Genomic DNA, 15341 nt, shown 5'->3' with positions numbered 1-15341 from the left:
ATGGAGATCGGGATCCTGACCGCCTTCCTGGGCGGCGCCCTCGCCCTCCTGAGCCCGTGCGGGGCGTTCCTGCTGCCCGGCTTCTTCGCCGCCACCGTCATTAGCCGCGCCCGACTGGTCCCGCACGCCCTGGCGTTCTACCTCGGCCTGGTGCTGACCCTCGTCCCGCTCGGCATCGGCGCCGGTGCACTCGGGACGATGTTCGCGCAGCACCGCACCGTTCTGGTCATCGTCACCTCCGTGATCCTGATCGTGCTCGGGGCGATGCACGCGCTCGGCCTCGGCTTCGACCTCTCCCGGGCGCTGCCCGGCATCGATCGTGCCCAGCAGGCCTCCTCGCGCGGCAGCGGACTGCCGCGCACGTTCCTGCTCGGTGCCGTGGGCGGGGTGGCCGGTTTCTGCGCCGGCCCCATCCTGGGCGCCGTGCTCACCCTCGCCATGGGGCAGGGGAGCATGGTCCTCGCCGCGATCCTGCTGGCCGTCTACGGTGCCGGCATGGTGGTGCCCCTGATGGCGCTCGCCGCCGTGTGGGACCGTCTCAGCGCCCGGACCCGCTCCCTGCTGCGAGGCCGGGAGTTCACCGTGCTGGGTCGGACGCTGCACACCACCACCGTGCTCACCGGCGCGGTGATCATCGCCCTGGGCATCCTGTTCTGGACCACCAACGGCCTGGTCACCATGCCCTCCTTGATCCCCACCAGCGTGCTGGCGAGCTGGCAGTCCAGCAGCAGCGTGCTGACCGGCACCGGCGCCCAGATCGCGGTGATCGCCGCGCTCGGGCTGCTCGCCCTGGCCCTGTGGTGGCGCCATGATCGACGGCGCCGCCGACGCGTCGAGGTCGGGCCCGTTCTGCCGCGGATGGATCGGCGATGAGGCGCCGCACCCTTGCGCTCACGCTGCCGCTGGGGCTGCTCGCGCTCGCCGCCTGCGACTCCGACGAGCCCGCGAACCCTTCGAAGGGGACCGGCGCACCGTCGGACGTCGATGTCGACCCCGCTCCGACGGTGGTCGAGGAACGCGCCGACACGGTCGACGCCAACGAGCTGCGCCTGCCGCTGGAGATGACCCCGATGATCGTGGTGGACCCGGGATGGACCGCGACGCCCCTGGAGCGGGACGGGATCTTCCTGGGGTACTCCGACGCCGGTGACCGGCTGCGCTTCCGGGCCGTCGCCCAGGACGGCACGCTGCTGTGGCAGGCGCAGCGACCGCTCAGCTGCACCGGGTACGGCCTCTCGGCCGACCCCGACGGGACCGCCATCGCGGTGCTGGCCGATACGGCATCGGAAGGCGGTGCCCCACTGGCCACGAGCCTGACCGGCTACGACCTGCGCACCGCCGAGGTGCGCTGGGGCCCGGTCGAGGTGCCGGGCCCGCAGGCCGCGCAGGGGATGGTGTACTCCGCGACGGAGGAGGCCCCGATGGGCTCGGCGCAGACGCGCACGGCCCTGGTCGCAGGAACCGGCGAGATCGCGCTGACCGAGGAGGAGCTCGACGGCGGCAGGATCCTGGCCGAGCACGGCGGCGTCGTCGTCATGATCGACGGCGACGAGCTGGTCGCGCTCGAGGCGGCCGACGGCGAACAGCGATGGCGGATCGCGCTGCCCGAGGGGCTCGAGCCCGAGCGGAGCGCCATCGGCCCGCGCATCGACCCGAACACCGGGTACGCGGTCCTCGGCGACGGCAGCGGAGCCGGGACCGTGATCGACCTCGCCGACGGACAGGTGATCGCCCGCGACGCCGATCAGGTGGCCCACGACCACGTCCTGGACGTCACCGTCCTCGCCGCCGGGACCACGGTGCGAGGTCTCGATCCCGATGGCTCGGAGAGCTGGCGGCACGAGGACGCCGAGCAGCTGCGGTTCATCACCGCGGGCGAGCGCCTGGCCTACGCCCAGCGGCAGGAGGAGGGCACCCTGGTGGTGCTGGACACCTCGCATGGACGCATGGTCCAGCCCTATGACGTCGACCAGACGGGTGCGCTCGCCGTCCCCGAGATCTTCTCCGCCGACTCGGCGGCGGCAGTGGACGTCGACGGGGCCCGCTACCTGGTCACCACGACCTTCGACGAGGACTACGGCACGCGCTGACCGGCACCGCGAGGAGTCTCAGCGCTGACCGGCACCGCGAGGAGTCTCAGCGCTGACCGACGTCGGCGGCCTCAGCCGGTGATCGCGCACCCCGCGAGCAGCACCTGCAGGTACGGGCCGTGCACGGCGACGATGACGGCGGTCAGGGCGAGCATCAGCCCGGACAGCAGTGCCGTCGGCAGCAGAGCCGATCCCGTCCCGGCCGGCGCGACCAGATGGCGGATGCGATCCGGACCACCCGCGTGCAGCAGCCCCGCATGCAGCAGCGGACCTGCCGGCGCAGCGGCCGTCGCGGGGGCAGCGGCCGCCGAGGTCGCGGGGCGGACAGGGGCACCGATCTTCAACAGAGCACTGGCCAGCGAACGGGTTCCGGAACACCGGCGGGCGCTCTCGTCGGCGGCGATCTCGAGATAGCGCGGGACCGCGTCGGCGATCGCCGCCGCGAGCGGGATCCAGCGCAGCGGCTCCGCGAGGGAGCGCGTCGCCGACAGCACCAGATGATGACGCTGGCGCAGATGAGCGCCCTCATGGGCGAGGACGGCCCTCAGCTCCGCGTCGCTGAGGGCCCGTCGCAGCCCTGCGGAGACCACGATCCCGCCGAGGCCGGCGGGCAGCGCGAAGGCCGCGGGCTCCTCGTCGGGGACCAGCCAGACGTCGTGACCGGCGAGGCGGACAGCGCGGGCACCGGCAGTGATGTCCCGGGCCGCGTCCCGAGCGGCGGAGCGGGCCCGAACCGCGCGCCGCGCCCCGAGGACGAGCACCGCGGCAGCGCCGAGGACCGGCAGGGCCACGAGGACCGCGATCGGCAGAGCCGTCTCGACGGTCTGGTCGGGGGTGAAGGGTGTGGAGGCGTCCAGGCAGCGCTGACACACCTCGCCGACGGCCCCGGGCAGCAGATCGGGTCCCGTGAGCGTCCAGGCCAGGAGCAGGCTGAGCGATGCGGCCGCAAGCAGCCAGGTGCCCAGGGACGTCAGCAGCACCGCGACGGCGGCGCGAGGGACCCGCATGAGCAGCGGAGCCCCCGCGCGCAGCAGCGCCGGGCCCGCCACGGCGCTCGTGACCAGCAGGAGCGCGATGATCAGGGGAGGGGTCAGCACGCTCATCCGCCGTCCCTCCCCGCAGATCCGGGGTGCTGATCGAGGTACGAGCGCAGCAGGTCGACCTCGCCGGGGTCCATGGTCTCCACGAAGTGCACGATCGAGGCCCGACGGTCCCTGCTGGCCGACAGCGCGTGCTCCATGACCAGCGCGGCATGCTCGGAGCGGCTGCGCCGGGCGGAGTAGTGCACGGAGCGGCCCTGGCGCCGCGAGCGGATCATGCCCTTGCGGTCGAGATTGGTCAGCACGGTGGCGATGGTCGTGTAGGCGTGCACGTCGCCGAGCGCCGTGATCACCTCACGGACCGTCAGCTCGCCGGCGTCCCAGAGGGCATCCATGACCTGCTGCTCGAGGGCGCCGAGGGGCACGGGCTCGAAACGGTCGGGGGAAGGGTCGGCGGCGGTCACGGCGAGGTCACCGCCCGTCGGCCGACGGTGGGCAGCGGACAGGCGACCTGTCCGCGCAAGCGCCACACCACGGCGAGGGTCGCGAGCACCAGGGCGACCGCCGCCAGGAACGGCTGCAGCGGGGCGAACCAGGTCAGCGCCCCGGTGTAGCCGAGCGCGATGAGCGCGATCTTGTTGCACACCGGGCAGCCGACGGCGAACCAGGCCAGGATCCCGGCCGCTCCGCCGGCGCGGGCGCTGCGCCGCTCCGAGGCGTCGACCGGCACGCTGGTGTCCGAGGTGGCCGGCTGTGCGGTCGCCTCGACATCCCGCCCGGCCTCGGCGGCATCCCGGGCGGTCGCGCCGGAGGGTTCAGCGTCCGGCTGGACGTAGGTCGCGACGAGCACCCCCATCAGAACGGAGGTGAGGATCCATACCGGGTAGTTCCACGGCACGGTCGGGATCTCGCGCGCGAAGACCGGATTGGGGATGAGCACGGTCGCCAGACCGATCACCAGGGCGACGGCCGTCCCCGCGGCGATCGCCACGGACACCTGGCGCGGCCCCCAGGCGCGCAGTGCCGTGCCGGCCAGAGCCAGCGTCTCCCGCGCTCGTCTCATCCACTCCCCGGAACGTTCCATGACGCCACTATGCGACATCGACGACTATTGTGCATAGTCGACTGTCGGTGACGTCTCGGCACCCCAGCTCTGTCAGCCGGCCGTTCGCTCGGCAGTTCACCGTGGACGCAGCGTGCGCGGGAGTGCGCCGCCGAAGGCCGCCGCCTGCCCCAGCTGGGTGATCCGGGCCGCCGGCAGCCGCCGTCGCCGCACCGCGTCCGGCAGACCGCGAGCCCCGGACCTCTCGGGGTTGCCGCTGGTTGCCGCGTCGGCGGGGTAGAGTTCATCCTCAGGACCAGGCGTGTTCCACCGTACCCCGGCAGCATCGGACCGCGCCGCACGGAAGAGCATCGCCGCGCAGGCGAGGACGGAGCGACCAGGTGGCGGACAAGCGCGTGACGATCTACGACGTCGCCAAGACCGCCGGGGTCGCGCCGTCGACCGTCTCCCGGGCCTTCTCCCGGCCCGGCCGCGTCAGCGCTGCCACGCACGCCACGGTGATGGCCGCGGCCAAGCAGCTGAACTACCGCACGGCCGCCCCCGATGCGCAGGAGCGCGACGAGCGTCACCACCGGCTCGGCATCGAGATCGCCGACCTCACCAACCCCTACTTCGCCGAGCTCGTCTCGGGCATGCAGGAATCCGCCCATGAACAGGACTTCCTGATGCTCCTGCTCGACACCGTGGAGGACGAGGTGCGGGAGCGCTCGAGCCTCGAGAGCGCGATCAACGTCGTCGACGGGATCGTGCTGTCCGGCACCCGGCTGTCGGACGCGACGCTGAACCACCTCACCAAGCGGATCCCCGTCGTTGTCCTCAACCGCCGCGTCGCGGGCCTGGACTCCGTGACGCCGGACTACGAGCACGGGATGCAGCAGGCGATGGCGCACCTCGCCGAGAACGGCATCCGCACTGTCACCTACGTCGCCGGCCCCGTGAACTCCTGGTCCGACAGCGAGCGGTGGCGTGCCGCCCGCGCCGCTGCCCGGGCGAACGGCCTGGTGGTGCAGCGCCACGGCCCCTTCGCCCCGACCACCGTCGGCGGGGAGCAGGCCTTCGAGGAGCTGCGCGACTCCCTGCCGCACGCCGTGGTCTGCTACAACGACCTGGTCGCCTTCGGGTTCCTGGTCTCGGCGCTGCGGGCGGGGGTGAAGGTGCCCTCCGAGCTGTCGGTCATGGGTCACGACGACATCCTGCTGTCGCGCTTCATCGGCGGCGGGCTCACCACCGTCGTCACCCCGAAACGGGCTCAGGGCCGCGCGGCCGTCGAACGCCTCGTGCGACGGATCGAGAACCCCTCGGCCCATCGCACCCCGGTCGAGGGCTCCCTGCCCGTGCGCCTGGTGCCGCGCGGCACGACCGGCCCGCGGGGCAAGGGCTGAGCCCGACGGCCCGACGGCCCGACGGCCTGGCGGCACGACGGCTCTGCGACCCGCGCCGTCGCCGGCGGTGCTTGAGCTCGCCCCGTCGGCCCGAGCCCACCGGTACGCTGGGTGCCCATGACCTGGGAAAGCGCTCTGTTCGGCCCTGACCTGGTCGGCAACCGATGACAACCGGGGGACCCGGAGCGGCCCCTCGCGGGAGGATGGCTCCATGAGCGACGACGCCTACGTGCCCCACCCCGACCGACTGCTGCCCGCGGACCCCGCTGTCCGGGACATCGCGCGCGACCTCTACGACGGGATAAAGGACCAGCCCATCGTCTCGCCGCATGGCCACGTCGACCCCCGGCTGCTGCTGGACGACGAGCCCTTCCGCGACCCGACCTCGCTGTTCATCACCCCGGATCACTACGTCAACCGGCTGATGCACGCCCGCGGCGTCGACCTCGCCGACCTCGGCGTCGGCCGCGGCCCGCTGGACGAGAAGGACTCCCGGGCGGCCTGGCGCCTGCTCGCCGAGCACTGGCACGCCTACGCCGGCACCCCCTCGCGCTATTGGATGGAGCACGAGTTCTACGAGGTCTTCGGCCTGGAGACCGTGCTGAACCCGCGCACGGCCGACGCGATGTACGACGCGCTCGCCGAGAAACTCGCCCAGCCCGAGTTCCGCCCCCGTGCCCTCTTCGAGCGCTTCGGCATCCAGGTCATGGCGACCACCGATGACCCCGTCGACGATCTCGCCCCGCACGACGCGCTCGCGGCCGATGCGGACTTCACCGGGCGCGTCATCCCCACCTTCCGTCCGGACAAGTACCTCGAGGCCGGCCGTCCCGACTTCCCCGTGCTCACCGATGCCCTCGGGGAGGCCGCCGGCGTCGACGTCGGCACCTACGACGGCTACCACGAGGCCATGCGCGCCCGCCGCCTGTACTTCCGCGACCACGGCGCCGCCTCCTCGGATCATGCCCACATCGACCCGGGCACCGCACGCCTCGCCGACGAGGACGCCCGCCGCCTGTACGGCGCCGCCCGCTCCGGCACGATCGGCGCCGACGATGCCGTGGCGCTGCGTCGCCACCTGCTCGCCGACCAGGCGCGCCTGGCGGCCGAGGACGGCCTGGTCATGACCATCCATCCCGCCGTGTACCGCAACCACAGCGAGTCGATGTTCCAGAATTTCGGGCCCGACGTCGGCTTCGACATCCCCGTCGCCGTCGACTACGTCCACCACATCGCACCGATGCTGAACGACGTCGGCCACGAGGCGAACTTCCGCACCGTGCTGTTCACGATCGACGAGACCGTCTTCTCTCGCGAGATCGCCCCGCTGGCCGGCGTGTACCCCTCCGTGTACGCGGGCGCCCCGTGGTGGTTCATCGACGCGCCGGATGCGATCCTGCGCTACCGCCGCGCCGTCTCCGAGACCATCGGCTACTCGCGCACCAGCGGCTTCATCGACGACACCCGGGCGTTCTGCTCGATCCCGGCGCGCCACGACATGTCCCGCCGCCTCGACGCGACGCACCTCGCAGGCCTGGTCGCCGAGCACCGGATGCGTCTCGAGGACGCCCGGGAGATCGCCACCACCCTGCCCGATCAGCAGCCCCGCGAGGTCTTCCGCCTCGGCGACGCTGCAGGAGAGAAGAACTGATGAACACTCCCGCACCCTCCGACGTGGGCCGCCTGGTCCACCTCGGCATCGGCAACTTCGCCCGCGCCCACACCCTGGTCGCCACGCAGCGGGCCGGCGGCTGGTCCGTCAGCGCCTTCACCGGCCGCACCGCCGCGATGGCCGACGCGCTGAACGCCCAGGACGGCCAGTACGGCCTGATCGTGCGCGGCGCCGAGGACGACGAGGTCAGCATCGTCGACGTGATCGACGAGGTGCACCCGGCCGATGACGTCGACGCTCTGGTGCGTCTGGTCGCCGATCCCTTCACCGCCGTGGTCACCCTGACCATCACCGAGAAGGGCTACGCCGCCGGCAACGATCCCGCGACCTCCGCTCCCGCGCGCCTGGCGCTGGGCCTGAAGGCCCGCCGCGAAGCCGGGGTCACCGACCCGATCGCCCTGGTCTCCTGCGACAACCTCACTGGCAACGGCGACGTGCTGCGCGAGGCCGTGCTCGCCGCGGCCGACGAGGAGACCCGCACCTGGTTCGCCGGCCACGTCGACGTCATCTCCACCATGGTCGACCGCATCACCCCCTCGGCCGACGAGGGCGCTGCCGCGCTGGTCACCGAGCGCACGGGCCTGGCCGATACCGTCCCGGTGGTCACCGAGCCCTTCACCGAGTGGGTCGTCCAGGACAGCTTCCGCGGCCGTCGCCCCGAGTGGGAGAAGGCCGGGGTGCAGCTGACCGACGATCTCGAGCTCCACGAGCTGCGCAAGCTGCGCCTGCTCAACGGCGCCCACACCCTCATGGCCTACGCCGGGCAGGTCGCCGGCCTCGAGCGCGTCGACGAGGCGATCAGGCACCGCGAGGTGCGCGCCCTGGTCGAGCAGCTGTGGTCCGAGGCCCGCTCCACGCTGGACCTGCCCGCCGCCGACCTCGATGCCTACACCGCGGCCCTCGAGGAGCGCTTCCGCAATCCGCGCCTGGCGGACAACCTGATCCGCATCGCCGCCGACGGCAGCGCCAAGCTGCCCGTGCGCGCGCTGCCGGTGATCGCCGAGCTCGGCGGCCCCGAGAAGGCCCCCGGCGAAGTCGCCGCCGTCGCCGCCTGGACCGCCTGGGTCACCGAGCGCGTGCGTGCCGGGCACGAGGTCAAGGATCCGCAGGCAGAGGCCATCGCTGCTGCTGCGGTCCTGGAGAACACCACCGACCGGATCAGCGCGCTGCTGGACCTGCTCGACGTCCCCGCCGTCGATCCCCTGGTCGATGCCGTCATCGCCGAGGAGAAGCGCCTCCCGCGCCCCTGAGGCCGCGCCTCGGGCGGCTCTCGCGCCCGTCGTGCGTGACCCTGACGGCGCGCCTGGCGTGACCTTGACGGCGCGCCTGGCGTGACCTTGACGGCGCGCCTGGCGTGACCCTGACGCCATTGCGCGCCCTGCTTCCACTCTTGGAAGCCCAGCGCGCAATGGGGTGGTCTTGGATCCGATGGTGCTGGTCGGGGTCTCCGACACGGCTCGCCCCCGCCTCGAGGCACGCTCACGCCATTGCGCGTTGTGCTTCCGATACTGGAAGCCCAGCGCGCAATGGCGTGAGTTTTCGGGAACGGAAGTGCAGGCACGGCCGTGCGAGGGCGATGGCGGCCGGCTCGGTGACGCGGTTGTGCGCTGTGCTTCCGCTCTTGGAAGCTCAGAGCGCAATGGCGTGAGCAGAGTAACGAATGGGCAGCTCATGCCGACGAGTTCCACGACTCCGCAGTGCCCGTGACCCCCCTTCCGTGACCGCCCTTCCGTGGCCGCCGTTCCGTGACCCGATGCCCCTGCCGCACCTCACCCCACGAGCATCTGCGCGGCGCGGAGCTGCGGAGCACCGAGGTGGGCCAGCCTGCCCAAGAAGTTGCTGGGTGACGACAGATCCTCGTCCGTGGCGCGCACGACCCGCCACCCCAGCTCATGCAGCACATCGTCCTTGCGACGGTCCCGTCGATGGCGCGCCCTGTCGGTGCGATGCCAGTCCCCGTCGTACTCGATGGCGATCTTCAGCCAGGGGTAGGACAGGTCCAGACGGAAGTTCTCGCCGGTCTTCGGAGCTCGGACCCAGACATTGATCTCGGGCTCGACGTAGTTCTCTTCCGTCAGGAGAAGCCGCAGCTCGGTCTCCTTCGGCGAATCCACCAGCTCCCGTGCCTCGGTCACGGCCTGCCGGACCTGGTTGATGCCGGGGATTCCCGAAGCATGGTCAACGAGCTCCTGCAACTCGCGCAGGGAGACGCGGGGACGCTCGGCCTGCGGTCCGACGAGCTTGTCGCACGCCTGGACGAGCTCGAGCGTGGTGAGCTCGCCGGCGAGATCGCTCAGCAGCTCGACGGGCGCGCTCATCGTCAGTCCCCGCCATCGTCGGGTCGGTGCCGGGCGCCGGGCATGGACCGTGACGCGTGGGCCAAGCCTCCGACGCTTCTCGGGCGCAACGGTGCAGTGGATCCGGTTCAGCTCGTCGTGTCGTTGCGAGAAGGGGAGGGGGAGCCGCAGGAGCTCCGCGGCGGTGACGTGGCTGATCACCGCGTCGGGGCTGACCTCTCGCTGCAGCACCCGGGCGATCACCTGAAGGTCGGCCGGCGCATCGGTCGGGGTGCAGAAGCCGGGAATGACCTCCGTGAACTCCTCCGAGGCGAGGCGACGGGGATGGACGCCACGCGTCAGGAGCTCCTGTCGGCGCAGAAGGCTGCGGGGGTTCGGGGACCAACGGGGCGTCATGGTGCGACGGTAGGGAGATGCCGGTCCCCGCGGGTTGTCATCGTCCCGGCTGTGGACGGATAGGGCTTGGGGAGGAACGATCCCGGACCGGCCTGCGCCCGGTGCGATCGTGCCCACTCCGTCCACGGCGCGATTGCGCGCTGTGCGGCCCGGTGCGATCGTGCCCACTCCGTCCACGGCGCGATTGCGCGCTGTGCTTCCAAGACTGGAAGTGGAGCGCACAATCGCGGTGCCGCGGTGTTGCGGTGTCGCGGTGTCGCGGTGTCGCGACCCTGGAGGCGTGCCTCAGGACCCGTCGGGCACGGTGACGATGCGGTTCTGGTAGGCCCACACCACGGCCTGCAGGCGGGAGCGCACGCCGAGCTTGGGCAGCATGCGCGCCACGTGCGACTTGACCGTGGTGATCTCCACGACCAGCTCCCGGGCGATCTCCTCGTTGGACATGCCCCGCGCGAGCAGCCCCAGGATCTCGAGCTCGCGGGCGGTGAGCAGCCCCTCGGCGCCCCGCGCGGTGACCGGTTGCAGACTGCGCCGCTGGACAAACTCGGTCAGGATGCGCCGGGTCAGCGACTGGTCGAGGGTGCCTTGACCGGCGGCGACGTGGCGCACGGACTCGATGATCACCTCGGGCTCGGCGTCCTTGAGCAGGAATCCTGCCGCTCCGGCCTCGAGGGCGCCGAACACGTAGTCGTCGAGGTCGAAGGTGGTCAGGATGAGCACCGGGATCGGGGGCTCCGCCGCGGTGAGGGCGCGGGTGGCTTCGATGCCGTCCAGACCGGGCATGCGGATGTCCAGGCAGGCGATGTCGGGTTGCAGCTCCCGAGCCAGGGTCAGCGCCTCCTGCCCGTCGGCGGCGGCACCGACCACCTCGAGGTCCTCCTCGGCCGCGAGCAGGCCGGACAGTCCGGCGCGCACCAGCGGCTGGTCATCGGCGAGCAGAACCCGGATCATCGTGCCTGCTCCTGCTCCTGCTCCTGCTCCTGCTCCTGCTCCTGCTCCTGCTCCAGCCTCCGGCCCCGTTCCCGGTCGTCGGAGGGAGCCTGGACGCCGGTGCGGTCGCGGGGGATCCTCAGTTGCACGCGCCAGCCGCTGTCGGCCGTCGGCCCGTGCTCCAGTTCGGCATCGATCAGTCCGGCCCGCTCTCGCATCCCGATCAGGCCGTAGCCTCCTCCGCTGCCGGCATCATCGGCATCCCCCGCACGGGTGGCATCGTCCGCATCGCCCCCTGCCATCGCGCCGTCGTCGTGCACCGTGACCACGAGCTCCGCCGCCTCCGTGTCGTCGATCGTGACCAGGCACGACGCGCCCGGCGCATGCTCGGCGGCGTTGGTCAGGGCCTCCTGGATCATCCGGTACGCGACCAGCTGTGCGAGCGGACCGATACCGTCGCCGACCGCGCCGGCGCCCGACGGGGGGATCTGCTCCAGGCGCACGGGCATGCCGGCCTCGGCGCGGGCTCCGACCAGCGCCGAAACGGTGGCGAGATTCTCGACGGACCGCTCGGCGGGCCCGCTCTCGCGCAGCAGCCCCACCACTCGTCGGATGTCGTCGAGCACGGCGCGGGTCTGGGTGCGCACCTGGCGCACGGACTCGTGCGCGGCCCGCGGATCCCTATCGATCTGACGGTCCGCGGCGGCGGCCACCAGCGCGATCCCGGAGAGGTGATGCGCCGCGATGTCGTGCAGCTCGCGGGCCATCGCCGCGCGCTCCTCGGAGGCCGTGGCGCGGACCAGCGCCTCCCGCTCGCGCGCCAGCGCATCCCGTTCGCGGTCCAGGGCCGCGAGCTCCAGGCGCTGCGCCTCGCGCGCCGTCCGGATCGAGGCCAGCGCGAGGGAGACCAGAGCGGTGATCCCGACGACCCCGGCCCCCTGCACGAGCGCCTCGCCGAGCACGCCGGGCATCGTCCCGAGCCCGCTGAGCAGGGCGTTGGCGAGCGTGCCCAGGGTGATCGCGAGAGCCGTCGCCGTCAGCACGAGGCGGATCGTGCCCCACGGACGGCGAGGGGCTGCGAGGAACACGGCCACCAGCACGGGAAGATGCGACAGCGTGTACGCGACGCCGGGGGCCACCGGCCCCAGGGCGAGCGCGAGCGCGGCGATGATCCCCACCGCGGTGATCGGTGCCCGTCGGACGACCAGCAGGGCGGCGGACTGGAGCGTGATCGTCCCGGCGGTGGCCCACCAGCGGCCCGACCACTGGGGAGTGAGGGCTCCTGGGGCGGCCCCGTCGGGCGGGACGAGGGAGGGCACGATTGCCAGCAGCACCAGGGCGAGCACCCAGCACGCGAGGGCGGTCGCGATGGCGACCGCCCTGCGTGGCGAGGTGTCGGAGGTCATGGACGAGAGCCTAGTGCGGGTTCGGCCGGGGCCCCCGCCCCGCCGCGTGCTGTCGGGGCGGTCCCCGGGAAGCCGAGCCGGCCACGGGTGCTGACCAGCAGGATCGCTGCGGCGATGACCGCGGCCACGGTGAAGGCGAGCAGGGAGCGCTCGGCGTCGAGGGTCGGGAACATGTCGACCGCGAGGGTGGAGGCGAAGGTGTTCACCCCGGCGTGCATCAGCATCGACAGCGGCAGCGACTCCCCGGTCCGGTTGAACACCCAGCTCATCACGATGTTGAAGGAGATGCAGAAGACCACGAACACGATCGGTCGGGTCCAGCTCGAGTCCGGCCAGCCTCCCCATTCGGTCAGGAACAGCGGCAGGTGCCACATGCCCCACAGCGGCCCCAGCAGGAACGCGGAGCGCAGCGGGCCGAAGCGATACTGCATACGAGCCAGGGCGAAGTCGCGCCAGCCCGGTTCCTCAGCCAGCCCCGTGGCGACCATCTGGAACATCAGCAGCGGCACGTACGCCACGAGCACGGCGGTCGAGGGCGCATGCACCTCGCCACCGGAGAACACCAGCCCGGCCAGCAGTGCGGCGGCGGGCACCGTGAACAGGGTGACGGCGTACCAGCGCCAGTTCACGCGCCAGCGCAGCAGCCTGCCGACCCAGCGGCGCAGCCCCGCGCGACCGTCGACGATCGCGGTGACCAGCAGCGCGGAGCCGATCGGGCCGAGGTAGGCACCGGGCAGGACACCGAGCAGCTGGCTGCTGCCCAGAAGCGCGGGGAACGCGATGCCCCACACCCCGAGGCCGTTCAACGACAGGATGTACGGCAGCCAGGCCAGCCAGCTCAGCCCGTTGGCCAGCAGGAAGAAGGTCAGCAGGGGATGGCTCCGGACGGCGGCGAGCACGCCGTCGTGCCCGGGAGCCGTCGGGGGCCGACGGGAGAGGGCTGGTGGGCGGTCGGTGGTGGTCACGGGAGATCCCTTCGTCGTCGTCGATGCCCAGGTGATGGGCACGTCTCAAAGCTAGGCATCTACGCAGGTGAGAGCGAGATCAGGAGGGATGAATCCGGTGGCCTCCTCCGAAAGGTGCAAACGGCCGACGCCGGTGGCGGACACGCCGGAGCCGAGACCGAGACCGAGACCGAGACCGGGACCGAGGCGAGGCCGGGGCCGGGGCCGGCCCGGTCCACGTGCCGCGGCCCGGTCCACTACGCGCGATTGCGCGCTGTGCTTCCCATAGTGGAAGCACAGCGCGCAACCGCGGGCTGAGGGTGGTGCGCCCGGGGGTGGTGCGGGCTGAGGTGGTGCGCCTGGGGGTGGTGCGGGCTGAGGGTGGTGCGTCTTCGGGGTCGCTCGGGCTGACGTCGTGCCCTGTCAGGCGAGGTCGGCGAGCTTCTCGAAGCGCTCCAGGCGCTCGCGGTAGTGCGCGGCGTTCTCGGCGACCGGTTCGACGCGGCGCAGCACGGGCGCCTCGGCCACGGCGGTGCCGGGGGAGGCCTGCTCGAGGGCCATCACGGCGGAGCCGCGCATGGTCGAGCGGGAGACCGCGACGTGATCGATGGGAGCACCGAGCGCGTCGGCCAGCAGGTGCAGCCAGGCCGGGATCGCCTCGGTCATCCCGCCGGAGAGCACGATCCGCTCCGGCTCGCCGCCGGCCTCGCGCATCTGGTCGGCGATGCGCAGGAATGACAGGGCCACGCCCTCCATCGCCCCACGCAGCATGTCCTCGGCGGTGGTGGAGGCGCCGACGTTCGCGAACAGCGCCCGGGAGGAGCCCCGCCACTTGGTGCCGCGCTCCCCGGAGAAGAACGGGATCACCAGCGGGGTCCCGTTCGACGGCGGTGCCGAGAACAGGGTCTCGGTATCCGTCTCGGAGATGTCCTCGGGAATGCCGAGCTGGAAGCGGGCCCAGTCCAGCACCCGCCCGCAGTCGCTCATGGCGGAGCCGACCAGGGTGCGGCGCTGGTCGACCCGGTAGGCCCACAGGCCGCTGGGCAGGGAGGAGATCTCGGTGTCCAGCAGCTGGCGGATCGCGCCGGAGGTGGCGGTGGAGATGCCCCAGGTGCCGGCTCCGAGCGCCCCGATGCCCAGATTCGCGGCCAGGCCGTCGCCGATCACCGGCAGCCACACCGCCTCGGTGAGCTGCGGGAACTCCTCGGCCAGCGGGGTGTCGGCCACCGGCAGTGCGTCGTCGGGATCCAGGGCCTCGCCCAGCGCCGACGCCTGGACCCCGATGGCCTCGAGCACCTCGGGCACGTACTGACCGGTGCGGCGGTCGATCATCCCCGACCATGCGGCGGAGGCAGTGCCCAGCGCCGCCGTGCCCAGCAGTCGGAAGGCGACGTACTCGCCCAGCGCCATGAAGCGCTCGGTGCGGGTGAAGACCTCGGGGTGCTCCTCGCGCAGCCAGGCGAGGCGGGGCGCGGTGTAGGAGGAGTGCAGGCGGGCTCCGGTGCGCTCGTGCAGCTCGTCGATGTCGAGCCGTGCGGCCAGGTCGGTGACCTGCGCGTGGCAGCGGGTGTCCGCGTAGGTGATGCAGGGGGTGATCGCGCGGCCGTCGGCGTCGACCGCGACCAGCGAGGAGGCGAAGGTGTCGAAGCCGATGCCGCGGACGGTGCCGGGCAGCTCGCCGCCGAGCACCACGCCGAGGGCGGTGCGGATCTCCTCGACGACCTGGTCGGCGTCGATCGTGCTGGCCCCGTCGTCGCCGACGGTGAACTCGTGGGACTCCTTGTGGGCCAGCTTGTCGACCTCACGCCCGCTGACGTCGTAGACGGCGGCACGGGTGCCGCCGGAGCCGATGTCGATCCCGACGACCAGGGGCCCGTGGGCGTCGTCGGCGGAAATGTTGAAGCGAGGCATGGCTGTCTCCTGCGGATCGGATGAGTCGCCTGCGCCCCGTCGAGCACCGATGCGTGAGCGCGCGGCGTCGGGCCAGCATACGAGGGGCCCGCGCGAGCGCGAGCACTGCGCCGTCGGTTGCCACGGGCGAGACGCGATCTGCCCGGCCGTCTCGTCCGGTCGGCAGGAAGCGGACGCCGGTGGCACGCGCTGTCGATATGGCGCAGCGCG

The 15341-nt window shown here is 72.3% G+C and carries 13 protein-coding genes; 5 read left to right on the top strand and 8 right to left on the bottom strand.

From position 1 onward, the window contains the following. Both JOF44_RS11845 and JOF44_RS11840 read left to right on the top strand, forming a co-directional pair. Complete coding sequence (locus JOF44_RS11845) at positions 1-873, top strand: cytochrome c biogenesis CcdA family protein (RefSeq protein ID WP_209891432.1); 873 nt, start codon at positions 1-3, stop codon at positions 871-873. Continuing rightward, positions 870-2090 carry an outer membrane protein assembly factor BamB family protein gene (locus tag JOF44_RS11840; RefSeq protein WP_209891429.1) on the top strand — a complete coding sequence of 407 codons (1221 nt, stop codon included), beginning with the start codon at positions 870-872 and terminating at the stop codon, positions 2088-2090. The genes JOF44_RS11845 and JOF44_RS11840 overlap by 4 nt, the downstream gene beginning before the upstream one ends. A gap of 71 nt (positions 2091-2161) precedes the next feature. Here JOF44_RS11840 and JOF44_RS11835 read toward each other — a convergent pair whose 3' ends face one another. Genes JOF44_RS11835 through JOF44_RS11825 form a run of 3 tightly spaced genes read right to left on the bottom strand, consistent with a single transcriptional unit; the run spans position 2162 to position 4214 of the window. After that, entirely contained in the window at positions 2162-3193 is a 1032-nt protein-coding gene (locus JOF44_RS11835; RefSeq protein WP_209891427.1) for a M56 family metallopeptidase, read from the bottom strand. Then, a complete protein-coding gene (locus JOF44_RS11830; protein ID WP_209891423.1) occupies positions 3190-3594 on the bottom strand; it encodes a BlaI/MecI/CopY family transcriptional regulator in 405 nt (134 codons plus the stop codon). The genes JOF44_RS11835 and JOF44_RS11830 overlap by 4 nt, the downstream gene beginning before the upstream one ends. Continuing rightward, entirely contained in the window at positions 3591-4214 is a 624-nt protein-coding gene (locus JOF44_RS11825; RefSeq protein ID WP_209891420.1) for a hypothetical protein, read from the bottom strand. Before JOF44_RS11825 ends, JOF44_RS11830 begins: the two co-directional genes overlap by 4 nt. A 359-nt stretch (positions 4215-4573) precedes the next feature. On the opposite strand from JOF44_RS11825, the gene JOF44_RS11820 reads away from it, so the two are divergent. The 3 genes from JOF44_RS11820 (at position 4574) to JOF44_RS11810 (ending at position 8497) form a co-directional block, all read left to right on the top strand. Beyond that, a complete protein-coding gene (locus JOF44_RS11820; RefSeq protein WP_209891417.1) occupies positions 4574-5575 on the top strand; it encodes a LacI family DNA-binding transcriptional regulator in 1002 nt (333 codons plus the stop codon). 211 nt (positions 5576-5786) lie between these two features. Then, entirely contained in the window at positions 5787-7226 is a 1440-nt protein-coding gene (gene uxaC, locus JOF44_RS11815) for a glucuronate isomerase (protein ID WP_209891414.1), read from the top strand. Beyond that, positions 7226-8497 (top strand): mannitol dehydrogenase family protein, encoded by a 1272-nt coding sequence (locus tag JOF44_RS11810; protein ID WP_209891411.1) that lies wholly within the window; start codon positions 7226-7228, stop codon positions 8495-8497. Before uxaC ends, JOF44_RS11810 begins: the two co-directional genes overlap by 1 nt. A gap of 519 nt (positions 8498-9016) precedes the next feature. Here JOF44_RS11810 and JOF44_RS11805 read toward each other — a convergent pair. From JOF44_RS11805 to JOF44_RS11785, 5 genes are all read right to left on the bottom strand, one after another. Beyond that, positions 9017-9940 carry a DUF559 domain-containing protein gene (locus JOF44_RS11805; RefSeq protein WP_245348928.1) on the bottom strand — a complete coding sequence of 308 codons (924 nt, stop codon included), beginning with the start codon at positions 9938-9940 and terminating at the stop codon, positions 9017-9019. A gap of 285 nt (positions 9941-10225) precedes the next feature. Further along, positions 10226-10891, bottom strand: a complete 666-nt coding sequence (locus JOF44_RS11800; RefSeq protein ID WP_209891408.1) for a response regulator — start codon at positions 10889-10891, stop codon at positions 10226-10228. Then, entirely contained in the window at positions 10888-12276 is a 1389-nt protein-coding gene (locus JOF44_RS11795) for a sensor histidine kinase (protein ID WP_209891405.1), read from the bottom strand. The genes JOF44_RS11800 and JOF44_RS11795 overlap by 4 nt, the downstream gene beginning before the upstream one ends. Further along, positions 12273-13241 carry a CPBP family intramembrane glutamic endopeptidase gene (locus JOF44_RS21160; RefSeq protein WP_209891402.1) on the bottom strand — a complete coding sequence of 323 codons (969 nt, stop codon included), beginning with the start codon at positions 13239-13241 and terminating at the stop codon, positions 12273-12275. Before JOF44_RS21160 ends, JOF44_RS11795 begins: the two co-directional genes overlap by 4 nt. A gap of 402 nt (positions 13242-13643) precedes the next feature. Continuing rightward, positions 13644-15131, bottom strand: coding sequence for a gluconokinase (locus JOF44_RS11785; protein ID WP_209891399.1), 1488 nt, complete (start codon positions 15129-15131; stop codon positions 13644-13646). Positions 15132-15341 lie beyond the last annotated feature (210 nt).

It is taken from the genome of Brachybacterium fresconis, from assembly GCF_017876515.1.
GTDB classification, from domain to species: Bacteria; Actinomycetota; Actinomycetes; order Actinomycetales; family Dermabacteraceae; genus Brachybacterium; species Brachybacterium fresconis.
This window is presented reverse-complemented; position numbering and strand designations above follow the sequence as displayed.

What these genes read in the sequence shown, in the direction of transcription:
- JOF44_RS11845 (WP_209891432.1), top strand. Translation starts at nt 1, where the DNA reads ATGGAGATCGGGATCCTGACCGCCTTCCTGGGCGGCGCCCTCGCCCTC.
- JOF44_RS11840 (WP_209891429.1), top strand. Translation starts at nt 870, where the DNA reads ATGAGGCGCCGCACCCTTGCGCTCACGCTGCCGCTGGGGCTGCTCGCG.
- JOF44_RS11835 (WP_209891427.1), bottom strand. Translation starts at nt 3,193, where the DNA reads ATGAGCGTGCTGACCCCTCCCCTGATCATCGCGCTCCTGCTGGTCACG.
- JOF44_RS11825 (WP_209891420.1), bottom strand. Translation starts at nt 4,214, where the DNA reads ATGGAACGTTCCGGGGAGTGGATGAGACGAGCGCGGGAGACGCTGGCT.
- uxaC (WP_209891414.1), top strand. Translation starts at nt 5,787, where the DNA reads ATGAGCGACGACGCCTACGTGCCCCACCCCGACCGACTGCTGCCCGCG.
- JOF44_RS11810 (WP_209891411.1), top strand. Translation starts at nt 7,226, where the DNA reads ATGAACACTCCCGCACCCTCCGACGTGGGCCGCCTGGTCCACCTCGGC.
- JOF44_RS11805 (WP_245348928.1), bottom strand. Translation starts at nt 9,940, where the DNA reads ATGACGCCCCGTTGGTCCCCGAACCCCCGCAGCCTTCTGCGCCGACAG.
- JOF44_RS11800 (WP_209891408.1), bottom strand. Translation starts at nt 10,891, where the DNA reads ATGATCCGGGTTCTGCTCGCCGATGACCAGCCGCTGGTGCGCGCCGGA.
- JOF44_RS11795 (WP_209891405.1), bottom strand. Translation starts at nt 12,276, where the DNA reads ATGACCTCCGACACCTCGCCACGCAGGGCGGTCGCCATCGCGACCGCC.
- JOF44_RS11785 (WP_209891399.1), bottom strand. Translation starts at nt 15,131, where the DNA reads ATGCCTCGCTTCAACATTTCCGCCGACGACGCCCACGGGCCCCTGGTC.